The following is a 20,198-nucleotide window of genomic DNA, read 5'->3' as shown; positions in this document are numbered from 1 at the left end:
TTTATAATATGTTAAAATATTTGCACATAAATCTATTAAAAAAATATATTAAATTGTAATTTAAGAGAATAAATTATGTCACGTATATGTCAAGTTACTGGTAAAAAAAGAATGATTGGTAATCATCGTTCTCATGCCATGAATGCAACTAAAAGAAATTTTTTAACAAATATTCAATATCATCGATTTTGGATTGCTGATGAAAAAAGATTTATTAAATTACGCGTTTCAACTCATGGCATGCGTTGTATTGATAAAAAAGGAATTGAAATTATCATGCAAAATATAAAATATAAAAAATAAAGGTTGATTGATGGCTAAAAAAAATCGTGAAAAAATAAAAATGGTTTCATCGGCAGGAACTGGTCACTATTATACTACGACGAAAAACAAAAGAAATACACCAGATAAATTAAAATTTAAAAAATACGATCCTGTAATTCGCAAGCATGTCTTGTACAATGAAGCAAAAATAAAATAATAATTTGTATTACAAAAATCTGGTCTATTAAATCAAAAAAATTAAAGTATAATTTTAAAAAAATTATACTTTATTTAAAGTTAATTATTAATTGTTTATAAAAAAACATTTAATTGCTTTAAATATTTTTCATAAAAGTAAAAAGCATTAATTTAATATAACATTATATTTGTATGAATATCTTAGATATAAAAAACATGAGTTCATGTAATAATTTTTCAAGAAAAGGAAATATAATAGATATTAAAGAATACAAGACTATTATTCCTACTAATAAATTTAATGAAAACCCAATCGAGAAAATAGATATTTGAGGAGATAAACGATTTAATAAACTCATAATAAAACTAATTGCTAATAAAACAATCATTATTGGTAAAACCAATAAAATACCATTTAAAAAAATATTACCAGAAAATTTTAATAAAATAAAAAAAATATTCATATTTAAATCATAGCCATCAATAGGCATACTATAAAAACTATCAATGAGTATAGAAATTAAATAAAGATGAATATTAAGAACTAGAAAAAAAAATAAAGTTAATACATTTAATAAACGAGATATTATAGAAGTACCAAGATGGTTATTATTATTAAAAAAGGTTGCAAATGATAAACCCATTTGCAAGCCAATTATTTCCCCGGCTAAATTCACTGTAACAAATAAAAATTGTGCGGTAAAGCCTAAAACAATACCGATTAATATTTGTTGAATCAATGACAAGAACCCAAAACAAGAAAATAAAACAGTATGAACTTCAGGTAAAAAAGGTGATACTAACCAACTTATTATACAAGATAAAACTATTTTATTCTTTTTATTGATAAGTTTGTGATTTAAAATAGGTACGACAGAAATAAAAGACAAAATTCGTACCATGGGCCAAAAAAAACTACTTATTAACGTTATCAGTTGAAAACTGTTGAATGTTAACATTATTTGATAATCAATGGTATATTGTTAAATAAATTATGCATATAGTCTAGCATAACGCCTAACATCCAAGGTCCAAGTATTGCCATCACACCTAAAATAGAAATAATTTTAGGAATAAAAGATAAAGTTTGTTCATTCACTTGTGTAGCTGCTTGTAATATACTAATAACTAATCCACTAATTAAAGCTGCTAATAATAATGGTGCTGAAAGCATTAATGTAATTTTCATAGCATCATGAAATAATTCCATTACATATTCAGATGTCATAAATAAACATCTCCATTTTTTAGAATTAATTTAATATTGTTAATAACATACAAAAATATTGATGAACAAACTATGTATTAAAACTTTGTGCTAATGAAGTAATTAATAGTTGCCATCCATCTACTAGTACAAACAACATTAATTTAAAAGGTAAGGAAATTGTTGAAGGTGGTACCATCATCATACCAAGAGCCATCAGTACACTTGCGACTACTAAATCAATAATTAAAAAAGGTATAAAAATAGTGAATCCAATTTGAAAAGCGGTTTTTAATTCGCTGGTAATAAAAGATGGCAATAAAATTCGCATGGGTATTTCATTTTTATTTTTATAAGAAGAAATATGTGCTAATTTTGAAAATAATTCTAAATCAGGTATTCGTGTTTGATTTAACATAAACTGTTTTAGAGGTACTGAACCTTTTACAATAGCATCTTCCATACTTATTTTTTCTTCACTAAATGGTATATACGCATCTTTATAAACTTTATCTAAAGTTGGAGACATAATAAAAAAAGTTAAAAACATCGCTAAACCTAACAATATTTGGTTAGGTGGAGCATATGGAGTACCTAATGCATTTCTTAATAAACCAAAAACAATAATAATTCTTGTAAAACTAGTCATCATCAGAAGAAATGCTGGAAGAAAAGTTAATGATGTTAAAAAAACCAATGTTTGTACTGGTACAGACCAAGTTTGACCTCCATCATCTAAAAGGTGACTTGTTAATCCAGGTATTTCTGCACGAACTGTTGGAGAAAATAACAATAGAACTAAAAATGGAATGATTCGATAAAACATTGTTTTTTTCCAGGAAATTTTAGAAAAATTTTTTAAAAAATAATTAAAAGAACTTTTCTGTAATAGAGTATTGTCTGTTTTGCTTATTGGTTTATCTTTTAAAATTGATGATAATGTGTACAAACAAGTAATATTTTTTGTTGTTACACCTAATACTAGTCTTATTTCTTTTACGTCTATAATAACAACAGATTCATGTGGTCCAACGGATAATTTATCTATAATTTTCATAGAAGAGATTAGGTTATTCATTTTAAAAATAGAAATCTTTTTTAAGATCCAACTAAAAAATAATATTAGTAATATTATTTGAGATAATGAACTGGTTATTTGAAAAAATTTTTCACTATTTAATAGTGGCTCAAAAATATTAGATAGTGATTGAAATGATGCATTATTTTTCATAAAATTTAAATTTAAACTGAAATATTTATATTTTCTAAAGAATTTTTTATGCTAGTAATACGAAGACCATATTTTTCTTCTAAGACTACAATTTCACCAGATGCAATTAAATGACCGTTAATAAAAATATCTAACGGTTCTTTTTTTAATTTATCTAAAATTAACATACTTCCTTTTGAAAAACCAAGAAAATCTTTAATTTTTATTTTTGATTTACCTAATTCTACAGTTAAATTAACTAATGTATTAAGTAAAATATTAGTATTATTAGATGCATTTTTATTTGAATTTACTTGATCCAGCAAATTATTATTAATATCTTCTTTTTCAAGTATGCTCTTTTCGGAATCAATTAATTTTTCATTATTATCATTTTTTTGTATATTACTCATGAAAGTATTCCTCATCTTTATTCGAATCTAAATTAGAATTAATAAATTTTTCTATAAAAACAATTTTTTGTTCATGAAATCTTTTATATTTACCAATAAAAATAGGTTTATTTTCTATATATCCAATAACTTTATTAGGATTTTCAATTGGTAAAATATCTCCTACTGATAAAGTATAAAATTTATCATAAGGTATAGAAACATTGTTAATTCTAGCTTCTATATTTAATATAATATCATGTATATTATTAAGACTAATCTTACTTTCATCTTTTTTCTTTATATATTTTTGCTCATTATTTATCGAAACAAATGCATTTTTATTTATTTTTTTTAATATTGATAATGGAATTAAAGTACTAAAAAAAACTTCTACATTATTAATATGTAAATTAAAAGAAGTAATTAAAAATATTTCATTAGAATCAAAATTAGGTTCTTTGGAATTGATAACTATTTTTGTATCAATCAAACTTATTTCTGAAGAAAAATATTTATTATAAATGCTAGACAAAATATTTATTATCAAATTAATTATTTTTTTATGAATAAAAAATTCGGTAGAATTAACATCTATTTTTATATGAGTTTTATTTTGAAAATTACCTTTTCCTCCAAATAAAAGATCTATTATCACAGATAAGAAATTACAAGAAAAAATTATAAAGGATTGTTTTTTATAAGGAAGTATTTCAATTAAATTACAATAATTAAAGTTTTTTATACTTTTTTTATTAGAGTTATAAGATTCTACCTTCATGCCACAAGAAACTAATTTTATATTGCTTTTAATAAAATTAGAACAATCTATTACAAATTGATGTATAAAACAATTATTAATTTTTTCTAATATTTTAATTTCATCTTCTTGTAAGAAATTAAATAAATTTTTTTCTTTTTGATAAACTTGTTGACGTTTATTGTACACATTATTACTTTTCCCCATTTACATACCTCACAGGTAAAAGTGATTATAAGATAAGCTTAAAAACTCGTTTCTATCGAATAAAATTATTATTTTTACTTTAAAACATATATTTTATATTATTTACTAAACATATACATCAATTGATTTGTATTTTATTCTTTCTAAATGATGTTCATGTACATTAAGATTTTTTTTAAATTCATCTATTTTTGAAAATCTTTTGTATAATAAGTTTTCACAATTATTTAATTCTTTGTTTTTTAAAGAACTACAAATAGTAAATTTTTTTAACTCAATTCCATTTTTTTTTAATGAATTACGTAAGAAAGGTATATAATTTTCCAAAAAAATTCTCACTTCATTATGATTAGAAATGAAATTTAATTGAACCTGGTTATGTTTCATCTTAATTTTTATATGTATGTTTCCTAAATATTCTGGTTTTAAATACATTTCCACTTGATTTTTTTTATTAAAAATAGATAAAAGTATTTTTTTGTTAATGAGGTTTTTCCATTCAATAGAATTATTAGAATCATGTAACATCAAGGGATCTGTATATAATTTCATACCTTCTTTTTTATTAATCTCTTTTGAAGAAACTTTTTGATTAATTGCATTGTGTGTTTTATTTGTAATTTTAGATGCGTGAAAAGTATTTTTATGATTTTTTGTATCTTTAAGAAAAATTATTTTTCTTTCGTTTTTTAAAAATGGTATATTATTTTTAATATTAATAGAAAAATTTTCTTTTTTTTGAACGAATGGATCATGATTTTTTTTTAAAAAGACATTGTTTACTTTATTGACAGCAATAAATTTATTCACTAAAAAAAAATGATTTTTATTTTTTTTTTGAAGTATTTCAGTTGATAATGATTCTTTTTTTAATATTGTATATTTTTCTTGTTTTTGATTTTTTTTTATACTCTTTAACAAGTTATTACTATCTGATATAATGCTATTATACTTCTCTATTTTTTTTTCTGTTATCTTATCTTGAATAAGATTAGTATTAAAATAGATATCTTTTTTATTGAGAATATTTAATAAATTATTGATTACAAAATTCGCATATACAATACTTGTATTATCATCTTTTTTTTCTTCTGTAACAACATTATCAAATTCTATTTCTTTACTCATTAAATATTTTTTAAATTGATCAAAAATAGATCTAGATGAATTTTTTTGATCAACAATATTTTTATCCGTTTTTTTATTAGAAAAATTATTTTTCTCTAATGCTATACTATAAATAGCTTTTAACATTGTAATAATTATCCTTTTTAAAAAATTTTAATTGAGTATAATTATCATGAACTGCTTGTTCTTTTATTTTTATTACTTTCAATGTATGTTTACTACTTTTTTTATGCAAGTGTTTCCAAATTTTTAATTTTTGTTCATTATTAAACCATCTTTGTAAACTTTCTTGAATTATTCTTTGATTTTTTTTAATTATATTTATATTATCTTTGATAATTACATCTAATAAAAGAATAAAATTATTATAATCTTTCCAGTGATATACGAAGACACCCAATCTCAGATAATCATCTATTTTTTTAACATATTCTTTCTGATAATCAGATAATAAATTTAATTGTTTGTTATTCTGTTTTTTTTGCATATAAAGATTTTTAATATTAATTATTTCCTTTTCTATTTTCTTTTGTTCTATGTTTTCTAAAATAGAAAATAAATTTTTTTTGTATTTCATTAGCAAAAATTATCCGATATATAAAAAAAGATTAAAGAAACATTTCATTTAACTGTTGACAAGAAAGAGTAAAATCACTTTTTTCCGACATTCCTTGTTGTAAAAATTTTTCTATTTTTGGCCAAATTTTAATAGCTTGATCTAAAATTAAATCTGTTCCGCTAATATAAGCACCTACATTTATTAAATCTCTATTTCTATGATAAGAAGAGATCATTTTTTTTAAATAAGATGCTTGATAATATTGTTTAGAAGTAACAATATCAGGCATAATACGACTAATAGAAGATTCGATATCAATTGCAGGATAATGACCTAAATCGGCATAATAACGAGATAATATAATATGTCCATCTAATACAGAACGAGCAAGATAAGACACTGGATCTTGTTCATCTTCACCCTCTGTTAAAACAGTATAAAACGCAGTAATAGATCCTTTATTTCTATCTGTTATTCCTATACGTTCTACTAAATTTGAAATTTTCGAAAATATAGAAGCTGGGTAACCTTTAGAAACTGGTAATTCTCCTAAAGATAAAGAAACTTCTCGTTCTGCCATAGCATAACGAGTTAAAGAATCCATAATTAATAATACATGTTTATTTTTTCTAGAAAAATATTCTGCTACATTAGTGGCATAGGATGCTGCTTGTATTCTCAACAAAGGTGACACATCAGCAGGAGCTGCAATGACTACTGATCGAGATAATCCTTTAACACCTAATATTTTTTCTATAAAATCTTTTACTTCTCTACCTCGTTCTCCAATTAATGCAATAATAATAACATCAGCTTTTGTATATTTTGCCATCATTCCAAGTAAAATGCTTTTCCCAATACCAGAACTAGAAAAAATTCCTATTTTTTGACCTCTTCCAATAGTTAACAGTCCATTAATAGCGCGTATTCCAGTATCTAGCACTTCAGTAATTGATTTTCTATTCAACGGATTAATACTATTCTCTTTTTTTATAGGAGTATAATATTTAGAATCTAATTTAGGTAATCCATCTAATGGTTGACCTTTACCGTCTAATATTCTTCCTAATAATTTCATTCCTAATGGTATTCTTTGAACAATAGAATTAGTTTTATTACTTACTATTTTTGCAAAAACACGGGCACCTGGAAAAACACCATAAATATCTTCAAAAGATAATAACAAAGTTTTTCTTCCTGAAAAACCTATTACTTCAGCATTAATATTAATATATTTATTATCTATTCTTCTCTCAATGAAACATTGAGAACCAATAGGAATATTGAGTCCTATGACTTCCAAAACCAAACCATTAATACTTATAAGACGACCATGATTAATAATATTTGGAAGCTTGTCAAGGCGATTTTCAAAAGAAGAAAATTTTTGTAATAATCTAGTGAATCTTGAATTCATCAATATTCCTCTTTTGAATAAATAAGACGACATAATTCTTGCCATCTAGCATCTACTGTAGCATCCATATCACCATTTTCTGATTTAACTTTACAACCATTTAAATCTATATTTTCGTCGTATAATAATGTCCATTTATAAGAATTTACAAAACTTTTTAATGATTTTTCTATTAACGTTTTATTTTTAGGGTGAACAATAAGTTGTGGTTTTTTCAAAAAAACACCGTCTTTATCAATGATTTTTTTTATATTCTGCAATAAAATTGATTCATCAATATCAATTTTTTTTCCAATTACATAAGAAGAAATCTTTAGTACTATTTTTAGTATTCGAGAATATAATGCACCTTCAAAAATAGAAAATGAATTTTCGAAATTTAAAAGTAAATTACTAATTTTTTTTTCCAATAAAACATTTTTTTCTTTACTTTCTAACAATCCTTTTTTTAAACCTACTTGATATCCTTCTGTTGTTCTTAAGTCTATTTTAAATTCTTTATTTTTGTTACTTTTCTTCTCTTTATCTTGTTTTTTTAAATTTGTAAAAAAATCTGCTTCTGTTACTTTATCTAAGTAACATAAAATTCTTAAATCTCTTTTTTCTGCTTTTAAAAAAATTTTTTCTGGATGCCATGGTTTCCAATGTGCTTCTAAGATCGAATTAGTCATAATACTCTCTTAAATTTTTTGATAAAATATTTCCATTTTCTATAATACTTTTAATCATAATTAAAATAAGTTTTTGTTCGTTTTTTATAGAAACATCAGAAATATAAGATTTTTTCTCCAAACTTAGAGATAATTTGTTAGATTCTATTTCAGACATATTTTTAAAAAACTTTTCTTTAACAGAGTAGTCAGTTTTTTGAAGTGCAATATATAATTTTTCTTGTTCTATGTTTTGAATTACAACTTTAATATACTTATCTTCTACATCTATTATATTTTTAAATAAAAACATTTCTTTAATGATTTTATCTGCTATTTTTTGATCAATTTTTCTAATATTTATTATAGTTTCTTTTTCATACTTAATTTTCATGAACTTTAAAAGTTTAGCTGCAGTTTTTATTCCTCCTTTCTCGGACAAAATTAACTTTTTGTTTTTTAATAAATTATCGATAACTTTAGTTAATTCTATTAAACTAGATTCTTCAATTCCATTAAATTCTGTGATTCTCAATATAATTTGAGCACGTTTTTCATCACTGAAAAATGAAAGAACTTGAGATGATTGGTTTGTATCTAAATATATAAGTATTGTTGCAATAATCTGAGGATGTTCATTTTCTAAAAAATAAGCTAATTTTTCTGCTTTTATATAATTTAATAATTCAATAGAAGTTTTAGCATTACGAATGTTTAATGCTTCTCGAAAGAAAGAATTTCCCTTTTTTTCCCCTAATGCTTTCGTTAACATATCAATAAGATAACTATCACTGTCATGACAATTAACAGAATTATTTTTGAGAGCAAGATTATAACATTCAGCAAGTATTTCATTTAGTTTTTCAGTAGATACTCTCTTTAGATCTACCATAGAAGTAATGAGTTTTTGAACTTCAAAAGGAGTTAATTTTTTTAATATTTCTCCTGCTTGATTAGCTCCTATTGACATTAATAATAATGCACTTTTTTCAGTACCATTTAAAATCATATTTTATCACTCATCCATTGACGAATAATCAACGCTATAGTGCGTGGATTCTCATTAGATATATTACAAATTTGATTAATTAATTTATCTTTATTTAAATTATTTTGAATATTTACTTGAGCAATATTTTTTTCTAAATTATGATTATTTTCTAAATTATGTTTTTCTATGTGTTTTTGTATATATTCTTTTTCATCTTTGATAAATTTTTTTTTAAAAGTATTGTGTTTTGAAAAAGGACAAATATATCTTTTTAATAAAAGAAAAAGAAAGAAAAAAGAAAAAAACCATGGTGTAAAAGTAAACAAAAACTGTGATACTTCAAAGGTATTTAAATTATTAGTTTTAACTGGAATTTTTTCATCATGCTTAAAAAATGATGCATTAACAACGTGAACACTATCTCCTCGAGATTTAGAGTACCCTATTGCTTCACGTATTAAACATTCAATGTTTTTTATTTTTTCTGTACTGAAAGGAAGAGACCTTCCATTTTTATCTTTTGTAAAATTAAGAATAACTGCTGCTGATAATCTTTTAATTTCTCCTATGTTCATTTTAGTGCGTGATACACTATGATTTAATTCATAATTTATAATATCATCACGATTGACATCCGTACTTAAAGTACCATCATTATTAAATTTATTTCTATTCTTAATAGAATTAGGATTTTTTATATACTCATCATTTTTAATTTTTTTTTGAGAATAAATATTATGATCAGATACATTAGATAAAGAAGTTGGAATATTTTCTTTGATGCTTTCTTTTTGTATTTGATCATGAATACTTACTTGATGAGAACGTATCGCTTGATTACTATGAGTGTGATTTGGTGAATATTTTTCTTGTGTTTTTTCTTGAGCATTAAAATCTATTTGTGCTGTTACTTGAGCATAGACGTTACCGACACCTACTAATGGCTCTAAAATATTTTTTATTCTATTTCTATAACGAGATTCAATATCTTCAGAATATTTAAATTTTGAATCATTAATTTGATCATATCCTAAAGAAGTTTGATTTAATAATTTTCCTAATTGATCTACGATAGTAATATTTTTTACCGAAAGATTAGATATACTACTTGCAATCAAATGTAATATGGCGTTAATTTGTCCAGAATCTAATATTCTTCCAGGTTGTAGTTCTAATATAACAGAAGCTGATGGTTTTTTTTTCTCTTGTAAAAATAAAGATGATTTAGGAAATGCTATATGTATTCTAGCACTTTTAACAATGTTAATTCTTTGTATAGTTCGAGCTAGTTCCCCCTCTAAAGCACGATGATAATTAATTTGTTCATTAAATTGACTTGCTCCAAATTTTGCTTTATCTAATAATTCAAAACCAACTCCTTCACCTCGAGGAAGATTGTTTTCTGCTAAACGCAAACGAATTTCATAGACTTTATTTTTTGGAACTGATATTTGACCTGAAACATCACTAAATTGATAGGGAATATTCATTTGGTTTAATTGATTAACAATGGCTCCGCCATCTTCATTAGATAAATGATTATACAAAACTTGATACTCAGGCGATTTAATCCATATCGAAACAGAAACAGCAGTAATAACTGCGGCTGTTAGTAAAATAATTAAAACACGAGAATTTTTTAAAAAACGAGATAAAAAATTATTAAATTTTTTTTTCTCTTCCAAAACTGAGTCTTCTATAGTACTGAAATTCATGAAATCTTCCTATCTAATAGTTAGTTCTAACTACAATTTAGTGATAGTTTGATAGATTCACTAAATAGTATGAAATAAAAAAATTTCCTGTTAAATTAATTTTAATTAAATTAATATATTAAAAAAATTATTTTTTTAATAAAATATTTATCTTTTATAAAGATATGATAGTATTTTAAAATTCAAAAAAATAAAAATTATTTATAGAGGAAGATTATGTTTATTGATAATATTAATCATCAAAATACTAATACAAAAATTAATTTATTAGATATAAATATACAAAAAAACAAAGAACCTAAAAATTTTACTGACTATATAAAAACAGCATTAGAAAAAATAAGTACAGTTCAAAATCAAGCTAAAAATGATAGTGAAAAATTCTTGTTAAATCAATCTGAACAATCTCTAAATGATATAATGATAAATTTACAAAAATCTTCTATTTCTATACAAATGGCAATTCAGATAAGAAATAAAATTGTATCAGCTTATCAAGAAATAATGAATCAACAAATGTAATTTAAAATGTGCTGTACTGAATTTAGTACAGTACTATACTCAATATATTTTTTAGTAATATATGAAAAATAGAAAATCTATTCTAGATATTCTTTTTTTATAAATTTTTTATATCTTAAAAAAATTTTTATGGAGCTAAGCGGAATCGAACCGCTCACATCTTGCATGCCATGCAAGCGCTCTACCATATGAGCTATAGCCCCAAAAATATTACAATATAAAAACACTTTAATTCTGTCAATTTATTTTTTATAAAATGATTTTATATATAACAGGATTTTAAAAATATATTTTTCCAAGAAAAACGTACATATGATCTTACTAAAAATTATATGTGTCAATTTTTAAAAGATATTTTTTTAATATAATTAATAGCTTTTTGAATTCTTAGTAAAGTTTTTTCTCTATTTATTAAATAAATAATATCACTAATACTGGGAGAATTCATGTCTCCTGTGACAGCAGTACGTAAAATCATATTGATTTTTTTTGTATTTAAATTCATATCTAAAGATAAATTATTAATTATTTGAGAAATATCTAAGTGATTCCAAATTGATAAATTTTTTATTTTTTTATAAAATTCCTCTAAAATAGAACGATTTTCTATAATTAAATATTTTTCAGCAGCTTTTTGACTAAAATCATTAAATTCTTCATAAAAATATCGACAAGATTCTGTTATTTCTTTTAACGTATGATATCGATTTCTAAATAGCTTTACTAAAGATTCTAGATTAGGACCATTTTGAATATTAATATTTTCTTTTTTCATATAGTTCTTTAAAAGATCAGAAACATATTGTAATGGCAAATGATTAATATAATATTTATTAAGCCATAAAAGCTTTTTTACATTAATAATACTAGAAGAACGACTTACACACTTTAAATTAAATAATTCTTTCATTTCTGATATATCGAAAATTTCTTTATTACCATAAGACCATCCTAATCGTATTACATAGTTTAATAATGCTTCTGGTAAAAATCCATTTTCACGATACTGAATTATATTCATAGCATTTTTTCTTTTGGAAATTTTCTGTCCTTTTTCATCTAAAATCATTGATAAATGTGCATAAATAGGTATTTTAGCCCCTAAAGATTTTAGAATATTAATTTGACGAGGCGTATTATTAATGTGATCTTCTCCACGAATAACATGAGTAATATTCATATCTAAGTCATCTATTACGACGCAAAAATTGTAAGTAGGAATTCCATTAGAACGTTGAATAATAAGATCATCTAGTTCTTCATTGTTAAATGTGATTTCTCCTCTAATTTTATCTTTAAATTTCACTTTTCCAAAAAGTGGATTTTTAAATCTTACTACATAATCTTGATTAAATAAATTTTTAAGTTTTAAATTTCTGCATGTCCCAAGATAACGTGGTTTACAACCTTTACTCATTTGTTTTATTCTTGTTTCCTCCACTTTTTCACTTGAACATATACATATATATGCATCTCCTGTTTCTAACATCCCATTAATAACTTCTTTATATCTGTTGAGCCGTTTACTCTGAAAATAAGGCCCCTCATCCCAATCAAGACCTAACCACTTTAATCCATTTAAAATAGAATCAATTGAAATTGATGCAGAACGTTTAAGATCAGTATCTTCTATACGAAGTACAAATTCTCCATTATAATGTTTAGCAAACAACCAAGAATACAAGGCAGTACGAATACTTCCAATATGCAAATTTCCAGTAGGACTAGGTGCAAAACGAGTTTTTACTTTCATATATCCCTTAAAAAAATAATTTTTCAATTACGAGTTATCAATAATATAGATTTATATTTGAATAAAATTACAATTATTAATCCGTAAGTAAAAAATATAGAGTACAATTTAATCATTATGATTAAATTTATAACAAACAAATACTATTTTTCAAAAAAAGATTGACTCTATTTCTGCTAGCTTTACAATAAAGGAATAAGTTTTAAAAGGGTGATTAGCTCAGTTGGTAGAGCTCCTCCTTTACACGGAGGAAGTCGGCGGTTCGAGTCCGTCATCACCCACCAATAGTATTTTACAGGGGTCGTTAGCTCAGTTGGTAGAGCAGTTGACTTTTAATCAATTGGTCGCAGGTTCAAATCCTGCACGACCCAAAAAAAAATAATAAAGCTATATTAAACAGTTAAATTCTTCTTCACTAATCATCTTAACACCTAATTTTTTTGCCTTGAAAAATTTAGAACCTATTTTTTTTCCATAAATCAAAAAATCTGTATTTTGAGAGATATTATTTAAAACTTTTGCACCTAAACTCATTAACATATTTTTTAATTCTATTCTCGAAAAAGAATTAAAAATACCCGTTAAAACAACTTTTTTATTTAAAAAATGCGTTTTTTTTACATTTAATCTGAGAACTTCAGAATTGTTCCAAACAACTCCTGCTTTTTCTACTAATTTAATAACCATATTATAATTTGAACTTGTAGAAAAATAATTTGAAATATTTCTTGAAATTACTTTTCCTATTCCCTCTATACAATTCAATTGAGAAATATTAGCATCAAGTAGTTTATCTAATGTTATAAAATAATTTGCAATTTTTTCAGAAACAGTCTCTCCTACATTAGGTATACCTAAAGCATAAATAAAACATTTAAAAGTAGTTTTTTTGCATTTTTCAATAGATTCAATAAGTTTTATACTTTTTTTATAACCCATTTTTTTTAATTTCATTAGATCGAAAAATTTAAGATAAAAAAAATCTATTGGATCTTTAACATATTTTTTTTTTATTAATTCATTAATAATTTTGGGACCCAAACCTATTGCGTTTAAAGATTTCTTTGAAAAAAAATGCTGCAAAGATTTTTCTTTCTGCGCATTACATGTTAGTCCGGCATGGCAACGAATTACTTTTTCTTCTTCATTTTCTAATAATTTCGTTTTACAAACCGGACAAAATTCGGGAAAAATAATTTTTTTTGCATTTTTACAACGTATACTTTTAATAACACTCAATAATTTTGGTATAACATCACCAGAACGACAAATTATTATGGAATCGTTAATATGTAAATTTAATCGTTCTATTTCATTTTTGTTATGTAATGAAGCTTTTTTTATTATAACTCCTGATATATCAATAGGATCAAAATAGGCTACGGGTGTAATAGCTCCTGTTCTACCAACTTGAAATTTTACATCATTTAATTTTGTAATTCTCTCACTGGATAAAAATTTCCATGCTATAGCCCATCTCGGTGATTTTGTATTACAACCCAATTGATTTTGCAATTCTATTGAATTTACTTTAATAACAATTCCATCTATATCAAAATCAAGAAAGTGTCTTTTCTTTTCAAAATTATTATAAAAATTTAATACTTCTTGATAATTTGAGCAAGTTATAATTTCTTGATTAACTGGTAGTCCCCATTTTGAACATTGTATTAATCTCTTATAATGAGTAGTGAATTTTTTGTCTTTTTCATTAAAAAAATAACATCCATAACATAAAAATATCAATTTTCTTTCGGCTGTAATATTGGGATCAATATGACGTAGTGTACCTGAAGCTGCATTTCGAGGATTAGAAAAAAGTTTATTTGTATCCTTTTTAGATCTTTCGTTTAATTCTAAAAAATCAGACTTCATCATAAAAACTTCACCTCGAACTTCTAATCTTTTAGGTATATACGATCCTTTTAATTTTAAAGGTATTGATTTTATTGTTCTAATATTAGAAGTAATGTTTTCTCCTGTATAACCGTCACCTCGAGTTCCTGCTCGTACAAGAATCCCTTCTTCATAAATTATACTAATAGCTACACCATCTATTTTAAGTTCGCAGCAAAGAGATTTCTCTTGATTGATATTAAAATATTTTTTAATTCTTTTTTCAAAATTTAAGTATCCATTTAAATCAAAGGTATTTTCCAGAGATAACATGGGAAAAAAATGTTTTATTTTTTTAAATTGATTTAGTAAATTTACTCCTATTTTTTGTGTAGGTGAATCTGAAGTAATCAATTCTTTATTTTCTAATTCTAAATTATACAATTGATTAAGTAAATAATCATATTCTGCATCAGAAACAATTGATTTATTCAAGGTATGATAAAAATATTCATATTTTAAAATATTTTTTCTTAATTGATCGATTTTATTTTTAATGAATGTCATAAACTTATTGCATAGAGGATTATATAAAAATTAGCTTTAAATTATCTCATAATTTTATAAATTAATAATATTAGTATTTTAAAATATTTTTTATTATATAATTTTACTTATAATATAAAAAATAATTAGAACTAGAAACAGAATCACACTATATTAAATATTAAAGGAAAAATATGAGTCGAATATATGAAGATAATTCTTTAAGTATTGGTAATACGCCATTAGTTCGTTTAAACAAAATAGGAAATGGAAATATTTTAGCAAAAATAGAATCTAGAAATCCAAGTTTTAGTGTTAAATGTAGAATTGGTGCTAATATGATATGGAGTGCAGAAAAAAATGGAAATCTTAATACAAACATAGAATTAATAGAAGCGACTAGTGGCAATACTGGAATTGCTTTAGCATATGTTGCTGCTGCTAGAAACTATCAATTAACTCTTACTATGCCTAATACAATGTCTATTGAAAGACAAAAATTACTAATTGCTTTAGGTGCAAAACTAATATTAACAGATGGAAAATATGGTATGCAGGGAGCTATTTCAAAAGCTAACGATATTGTATCATGTAATATAGAAAAATATCTTATGTTAAAACAATTTGAAAATCCAGCTAACCCTGAAATTCATTATAAAACTACCGGTCCAGAAATTTGGAATGATACTCATGGTAATTTAGATGTCTTAATTTCTTCTGTAGGAACAGGTGGAACAATCACAGGAGTTACAAAATACATCAAAAATAGAAAAAGAAAAAAAAATTTAATTAGCATAGCTGTTGAACCTTCTGAATCACCTGTCATTACACAATTTTTATCAGGGAAAGAAGTCAAACCCGGACCACATAAAATACAAGGTATTGGACCTGGATTTATCCCTAAAAATTTAGATTTAACATTAATTGATCAAGTCGTTACTGTTTCAAGTGAAGAAGCAATATTTATGGCTCAACAATTAATGAAAAAAGAAGGAATACTCGCAGGAATTTCTTCCGGCGCCGCTTTATTCGCTGCTTTAAAAATACAAAAAAATAAAAATTTTTTGAATAAAACAATAGTTGTGATTTTGCCTTCTTCAGGAGAGCGTTATTTAAGCACAGAATTATTTTCCACATTATTAAACAACAAAGTACACTATTAAAATACAACTTCTGCAANNTTGCAGAAGTTGTATTTTAATAAGTACATATCAAATTGATATTTTATTTTTTAAAAATTTATTTATATATTATTTAAATCAACTTTAACTGAGGAAAAAAAAATGTTTCAAAACCAGATTACAATAACTGCTCCACACGGGTTACATACTCGTCCTGCAGCTCAATTCGTAAAAGAAGCAAAAAAATTTATTTCAGATATTAATATTATTTACAATGGCAAATCTGTTAATGCAAAAAGTTTATTTAAAATTCAAACATTGGGTTTAGTGCAAGGAAGTCTCGTAATACTATCAGCCGAAGGAGATGATGAGCAAAAAGCAATTGAACATTTATCAAAAATAATGACAGAATTAGAATAAATTATTTTTATAAAATAATTTGTGAAATTTCTAAAAATACCGGAGGTTATATAAAAAAACTTCCGGATTATTTAATGATACAGATGTATTCGCCTGATATTCCATATTTTCCATCTCTTAATAGACAAATTTTATTATTAAAGGTAATGTTATGATTTCAGGCATTTTAGCATCACCGGGTATAGCTTTCGGCACTGCTCTTTTATTAAAAGAAGAAGAAATTGTTATTCACCGGAAAATAATTACTACTGAAAATATTACAAAAGAAATACAAAGATTTTTTGAAGGTAGAAAAAAATCAATACAACAATTGACAGAAATCAAAATTAAGACACGAGAAAAATTTGGAGAAAAAAAAGAAAGTATTTTTGAAGGTCATATTATGCTTCTTGAGGATGAAGAGTTAGAAAAAGAAATAATATCCTTAATAAAAGAAAAAAAAATATCTGCTGCAGCAGCAACAGAGGTAGTAATTGAAGGACAAGCAAAAGCTCTAGAAGAATTAAAAGATGAATATTTAAAAAATAGAGCAATAGACGTAAGAGATATTGGAAGTCGTTTATTAAAAAACATACTTAATCTCAACATTATTGATTTAGACAATATAAGAAATGAAGTGATTTTAATTGCAAAAGATTTAACTCCTTCAGAAACAGCTCAAATTAATCTAAAATATATTTTAGGATTTATTACTGATTTAGGAGGCAAAACATCACATACTTCAATTATGGCAAGATCATTAGAAATTCCTGCGATTGTCGGAACCGGAAATATAACGAATATAGTAAAAAAGAATGATTATATTATTCTAGATTCTATTAATAATCAAATTTTTATCAATCCATCTAAAGAACTGATTAATAAAAAAGAAGAATTAAAAAAGAATTTTATTATCAAAAAAAATAAATTAATAAATCTAAAAAATTTATGTGCTACCACTCTTGACGGACATAACATAAAGATTGGTTCTAATATTGGTAATATACAAGACATTTATTCTGCAAAAAAAAATGGTGCTGAATGTATTGGTCTTTACCGAACAGAATTTTTATTTATGGGAAGAAATTGTTTGCCAACTGAAGATGAACAATTTCAAGCATATAAAAAAATTGCTGAATTAATGAAGGACAAAGCTGTTATTATAAGAACTATGGATATTGGTGGAGATAAAGATTTACCTTATATGAATTTACCCAAAGAAGATAATCCTTTTCTTGGATGGCGTGCTATACGCATTTCAATGGATCGCAAAGAAATATTACACGCTCAATTAAATGCCATTCTTAGAGCTTCTGCCTTTGGAAAAATATATATTCTATTTCCGATGATAATATCTGTAGAAGAAATTAGAATTTTAAAACTAGAAATTAAAAAAATTCAAATTCAATTAAATAATAATAATATATTATTTGATAAAAATATCAAAATTGGCATTATGATAGAAACGCCTGCATCAGCAATAATAGCAGAGCATTTAATAAAAGAAGTAGATTTTTTTAGTATTGGAACTAATGATTTAACACAATACACTTTGGCTGTTGATAGAGGCAATAAGTTAATTTCACATCTTTACAATCCCATGAACCCATCTGTTTTAAAATTAATCAAACAAGTCATTGATGTGGCACATTCAGATGGAAAATGGACTGGAATGTGTGGAGAGCTAGCAGGGGATGAACGTGCAACTATTCTACTATTAGGAATGGGACTAGATGAATTTAGTATGAGTTCAATTAGCATTCCTAAAATCAAACAAATAATTCGCAAAACATCTTTTTATGATGCGCAAAAACTAGCACAAAAAGCATTAAAAATGCCAACTTCAGAAGAAATAATTCATTTACTAGAAACCTTTAATAATACTTAAAAAGTAATATAACAAAAATAAAAAAACCAGGTAATTAGGAGAAAAAAATGAGTTTCTTGTCTAATCTTTTTAATAATAAAAAACCCATTTTTTCCAAAAAAATAGAAATCATTGCACCATTATCAGGTGAAATAGTAGACATTGAAGATGTACCAGATGTCGTTTTTTCTAATAAAATTGTAGGTGATGGAATAGCAATTAAACCCTTAGGAAATCAAATACTTGCACCAGTAAACGGAACTATTGGAAAAATATTTGAAAGTATGCATGCTTTTTCAATTATTTCAGAAGATAACGTTGAATTATTTGTACATTTTGGAATTGATACTGTACAACTAAAAGGAAAAGGTTTTAAAAAAAAAGCAGAAAATAATCAAAAAGTAAAAATAGGAGATGAAATTATTATATTTGATTTAGATTTTTTAACAAACCAATCTAAATCTATTTTAACTCCTGTTGTTATATCTAACATGGAAAATTTTAAAAAAATAAAAAAATCATCTGGTACTATTGTTGCTGGAAAAACAGTTATTATGTCTGTATATAATTGATTTTCAATATAAAAACGGTGCTATTATTTAGTACCGTTTTAATGTATTTTGAATAATAGTTAAAATTTTTAAAAGGAAAATAAATGATTGATTTATATACATTAATTACCTCTATTATTATTGGAGTAATAGAGGGCATAACAGAATTTCTTCCTATTTCTTCTACAAGTCACATGATTATAATTTCTCATTTATTAAATATAGAAAATAACAATACAAAAATGTTAGAAATATTTATTCACTTTGGTTCCGCATTGGCAATCTTATGTTTTTTTCATAAAAAAATCTTTCAAATAATTAGATTTAAAAAAAATAATTTAAATAAAAAAAAACATATTCATGTTCTCATTGCTAATTTACCTACAATATTTGTGGGACTAATATATTACAAACAAATTAAATTGTTATATAATATAAATAATATTATTTATTCATCAATATTAGGTGGATGTTTCTTATTAATATCTGAAATATTTAAACCAAAAATATCTAATACAAATAATATTAATGATATCAATTTATTTCAATCAATAATAATTGGCTTTTTTCAAACTTTTTCTTTATATCCCGGTTTTTCAAGATCTGGAGTAACTATAGGAACTGCAATACTATTAGGAATTAAACGATCTACTGGAATAGAATTTTCCTTCATAATATCTATCCCATTGTTAATGGGAGCATCTTTTTTTGATTTAATTAATAATTTTAATAATATAAAAATATTAAATATTCCAATATTTTTTATTGGATTTATAGTTTCTTTTATAGTATCTCTTCTATTCATTAAGAAATTATTAAAAATTATCAACAAAACATCGTTAATATTTTTTGGAATATATCGCTTTATAATAGTTGTATTAATTTACTTTATTCACTAAAAATAT

At 24.2% G+C, this 20,198-nt stretch carries 21 protein-coding genes and 3 tRNA genes; 10 read left to right on the top strand and 14 right to left on the bottom strand.

Annotated elements, in window-relative coordinates; translation table 11 throughout:
- Positions 1–75: 75 nt before the first annotated feature.
- Positions 76–303 (top strand): 50S ribosomal protein L28, encoded by a 228-nt coding sequence (gene rpmB, locus D9V68_RS00425; protein WP_158357273.1) that lies wholly within the window; start codon positions 76–78, stop codon positions 301–303.
- A gap of 10 nt (positions 304–313) precedes the next feature.
- Complete coding sequence (gene rpmG, locus D9V68_RS00420; RefSeq protein WP_158357271.1) at positions 314–481, top strand: 50S ribosomal protein L33; 168 nt, start codon at positions 314–316, stop codon at positions 479–481.
- A gap of 163 nt (positions 482–644) precedes the next feature.
- On the opposite strand, the gene fliR is transcribed toward rpmG, so the two are convergent.
- From fliR to fliF, 11 genes are all read right to left on the bottom strand, one after another.
- Entirely contained in the window at positions 645–1,421 is a 777-nt protein-coding gene (fliR, locus tag D9V68_RS00415) for a flagellar biosynthetic protein FliR (RefSeq protein WP_158357269.1), read from the bottom strand.
- The gene (gene fliQ, locus D9V68_RS00410) at positions 1,421–1,690 is read right to left on the bottom strand and encodes a flagellar biosynthesis protein FliQ (protein WP_158357267.1); all 270 of its coding nucleotides are present in this window, start codon (positions 1,688–1,690) and stop codon (positions 1,421–1,423) included. Before fliQ ends, fliR begins: the two co-directional genes overlap by 1 nt.
- Before the next feature lie 70 nt (positions 1,691–1,760).
- Positions 1,761–2,900: a flagellar type III secretion system pore protein FliP gene (fliP, locus tag D9V68_RS00405; protein WP_158357265.1), complete on the bottom strand. Its 1,140-nt coding sequence runs from the start codon at positions 2,898–2,900 to the stop codon at positions 1,761–1,763.
- A gap of 11 nt (positions 2,901–2,911) precedes the next feature.
- Positions 2,912–3,292 (bottom strand): flagellar motor switch protein FliN, encoded by a 381-nt coding sequence (fliN, locus tag D9V68_RS00400; protein WP_158357262.1) that lies wholly within the window; start codon positions 3,290–3,292, stop codon positions 2,912–2,914.
- Positions 3,285–4,238 carry a FliM/FliN family flagellar motor switch protein gene (locus D9V68_RS00395; protein ID WP_158357260.1) on the bottom strand — a complete coding sequence of 318 codons (954 nt, stop codon included), beginning with the start codon at positions 4,236–4,238 and terminating at the stop codon, positions 3,285–3,287. Before D9V68_RS00395 ends, fliN begins: the two co-directional genes overlap by 8 nt.
- A 105-nt stretch (positions 4,239–4,343) precedes the next feature.
- On the bottom strand, positions 4,344–5,492 hold the full coding sequence (locus D9V68_RS00390) for a flagellar hook-length control protein FliK (RefSeq protein ID WP_158357258.1): 1,149 nt from the start codon (positions 5,490–5,492) through the stop codon (positions 4,344–4,346).
- A complete protein-coding gene (locus D9V68_RS00385; RefSeq protein ID WP_158357256.1) occupies positions 5,473–5,943 on the bottom strand; it encodes a flagellar export protein FliJ in 471 nt (156 codons plus the stop codon). Before D9V68_RS00385 ends, D9V68_RS00390 begins: the two co-directional genes overlap by 20 nt.
- Positions 5,944–5,974: 31 nt before the next feature.
- Positions 5,975–7,387: a FliI/YscN family ATPase gene (locus tag D9V68_RS00380; RefSeq protein WP_158357254.1), complete on the bottom strand. Its 1,413-nt coding sequence runs from the start codon at positions 7,385–7,387 to the stop codon at positions 5,975–5,977.
- Positions 7,342–8,013: a flagellar assembly protein FliH gene (locus D9V68_RS00375; protein WP_158357252.1), complete on the bottom strand. Its 672-nt coding sequence runs from the start codon at positions 8,011–8,013 to the stop codon at positions 7,342–7,344. Before D9V68_RS00375 ends, D9V68_RS00380 begins: the two co-directional genes overlap by 46 nt.
- Positions 8,006–9,001 (bottom strand): flagellar motor switch protein FliG, encoded by a 996-nt coding sequence (gene fliG, locus D9V68_RS00370; protein ID WP_158357250.1) that lies wholly within the window; start codon positions 8,999–9,001, stop codon positions 8,006–8,008. The genes D9V68_RS00375 and fliG overlap by 8 nt, the downstream gene beginning before the upstream one ends.
- Positions 8,998–10,698, bottom strand: coding sequence for a flagellar basal-body MS-ring/collar protein FliF (fliF, locus tag D9V68_RS00365; protein ID WP_158357248.1), 1,701 nt, complete (start codon positions 10,696–10,698; stop codon positions 8,998–9,000). The genes fliG and fliF overlap by 4 nt, the downstream gene beginning before the upstream one ends.
- A gap of 216 nt (positions 10,699–10,914) precedes the next feature.
- Here fliF and fliE point away from each other — a divergent pair, with 216 nt between their 5' ends.
- Complete coding sequence (fliE, locus tag D9V68_RS00360; protein WP_158357246.1) at positions 10,915–11,220, top strand: flagellar hook-basal body complex protein FliE; 306 nt, start codon at positions 10,915–10,917, stop codon at positions 11,218–11,220.
- Positions 11,221–11,350: 130 nt separating this feature from the next.
- On the opposite strand, the gene D9V68_RS00355 is transcribed toward fliE, so the two are convergent.
- Both D9V68_RS00355 and gltX read right to left on the bottom strand, forming a co-directional pair.
- A tRNA-Ala gene (locus D9V68_RS00355) sits at positions 11,351–11,423 on the bottom strand.
- 134 nt (positions 11,424–11,557) lie between these two features.
- Complete coding sequence (gene gltX, locus D9V68_RS00350; protein ID WP_158357244.1) at positions 11,558–12,973, bottom strand: glutamate--tRNA ligase; 1,416 nt, start codon at positions 12,971–12,973, stop codon at positions 11,558–11,560.
- Positions 12,974–13,181: 208 nt separating this feature from the next.
- Between gltX and D9V68_RS00345 the strand changes: the two genes are divergently transcribed.
- Together D9V68_RS00345 and D9V68_RS00340 are read left to right on the top strand one after the other, a co-directional pair.
- A tRNA-Val gene (locus D9V68_RS00345) sits at positions 13,182–13,257 on the top strand.
- Positions 13,258–13,271: 14 nt separating this feature from the next.
- A tRNA-Lys gene (locus tag D9V68_RS00340) sits at positions 13,272–13,344 on the top strand.
- Positions 13,345–13,360: 16 nt separating this feature from the next.
- Here D9V68_RS00340 and ligA read toward each other — a convergent pair.
- Positions 13,361–15,376: an NAD-dependent DNA ligase LigA gene (gene ligA, locus D9V68_RS00335; RefSeq protein WP_158357242.1), complete on the bottom strand. Its 2,016-nt coding sequence runs from the start codon at positions 15,374–15,376 to the stop codon at positions 13,361–13,363.
- Between the two features lie 173 nt (positions 15,377–15,549).
- On the opposite strand from ligA, the gene cysK reads away from it, so the two are divergent.
- From cysK to D9V68_RS00310, 5 genes are all read left to right on the top strand, one after another.
- The gene (cysK, locus tag D9V68_RS00330) at positions 15,550–16,518 is read left to right on the top strand and encodes a cysteine synthase A (RefSeq protein WP_158357240.1); all 969 of its coding nucleotides are present in this window, start codon (positions 15,550–15,552) and stop codon (positions 16,516–16,518) included.
- Between the two features lie 120 nt (positions 16,519–16,638).
- Complete coding sequence (locus D9V68_RS00325; RefSeq protein ID WP_158357238.1) at positions 16,639–16,896, top strand: HPr family phosphocarrier protein; 258 nt, start codon at positions 16,639–16,641, stop codon at positions 16,894–16,896.
- A 151-nt stretch (positions 16,897–17,047) separates the two neighbouring features.
- A complete protein-coding gene (gene ptsI / locus D9V68_RS00320; RefSeq protein ID WP_158357236.1) occupies positions 17,048–18,763 on the top strand; it encodes a phosphoenolpyruvate-protein phosphotransferase PtsI in 1,716 nt (571 codons plus the stop codon).
- Between the two features lie 47 nt (positions 18,764–18,810).
- The gene (crr, locus tag D9V68_RS00315; protein ID WP_158357234.1) at positions 18,811–19,314 is read left to right on the top strand and encodes a PTS glucose transporter subunit IIA; all 504 of its coding nucleotides are present in this window, start codon (positions 18,811–18,813) and stop codon (positions 19,312–19,314) included.
- Positions 19,315–19,397: 83 nt separating this feature from the next.
- Positions 19,398–20,192: an undecaprenyl-diphosphate phosphatase gene (locus tag D9V68_RS00310; protein WP_158357232.1), complete on the top strand. Its 795-nt coding sequence runs from the start codon at positions 19,398–19,400 to the stop codon at positions 20,190–20,192.
- Positions 20,193–20,198: the final 6 nt, after the last annotated feature.

The organism is Buchnera aphidicola (Hyperomyzus lactucae) (genome assembly GCF_005081705.1).
GTDB classification, from domain to species: Bacteria; Pseudomonadota; Gammaproteobacteria; order Enterobacterales; family Enterobacteriaceae; genus Buchnera; species Buchnera aphidicola_Y.
This window is presented reverse-complemented; position numbering and strand designations above follow the sequence as displayed.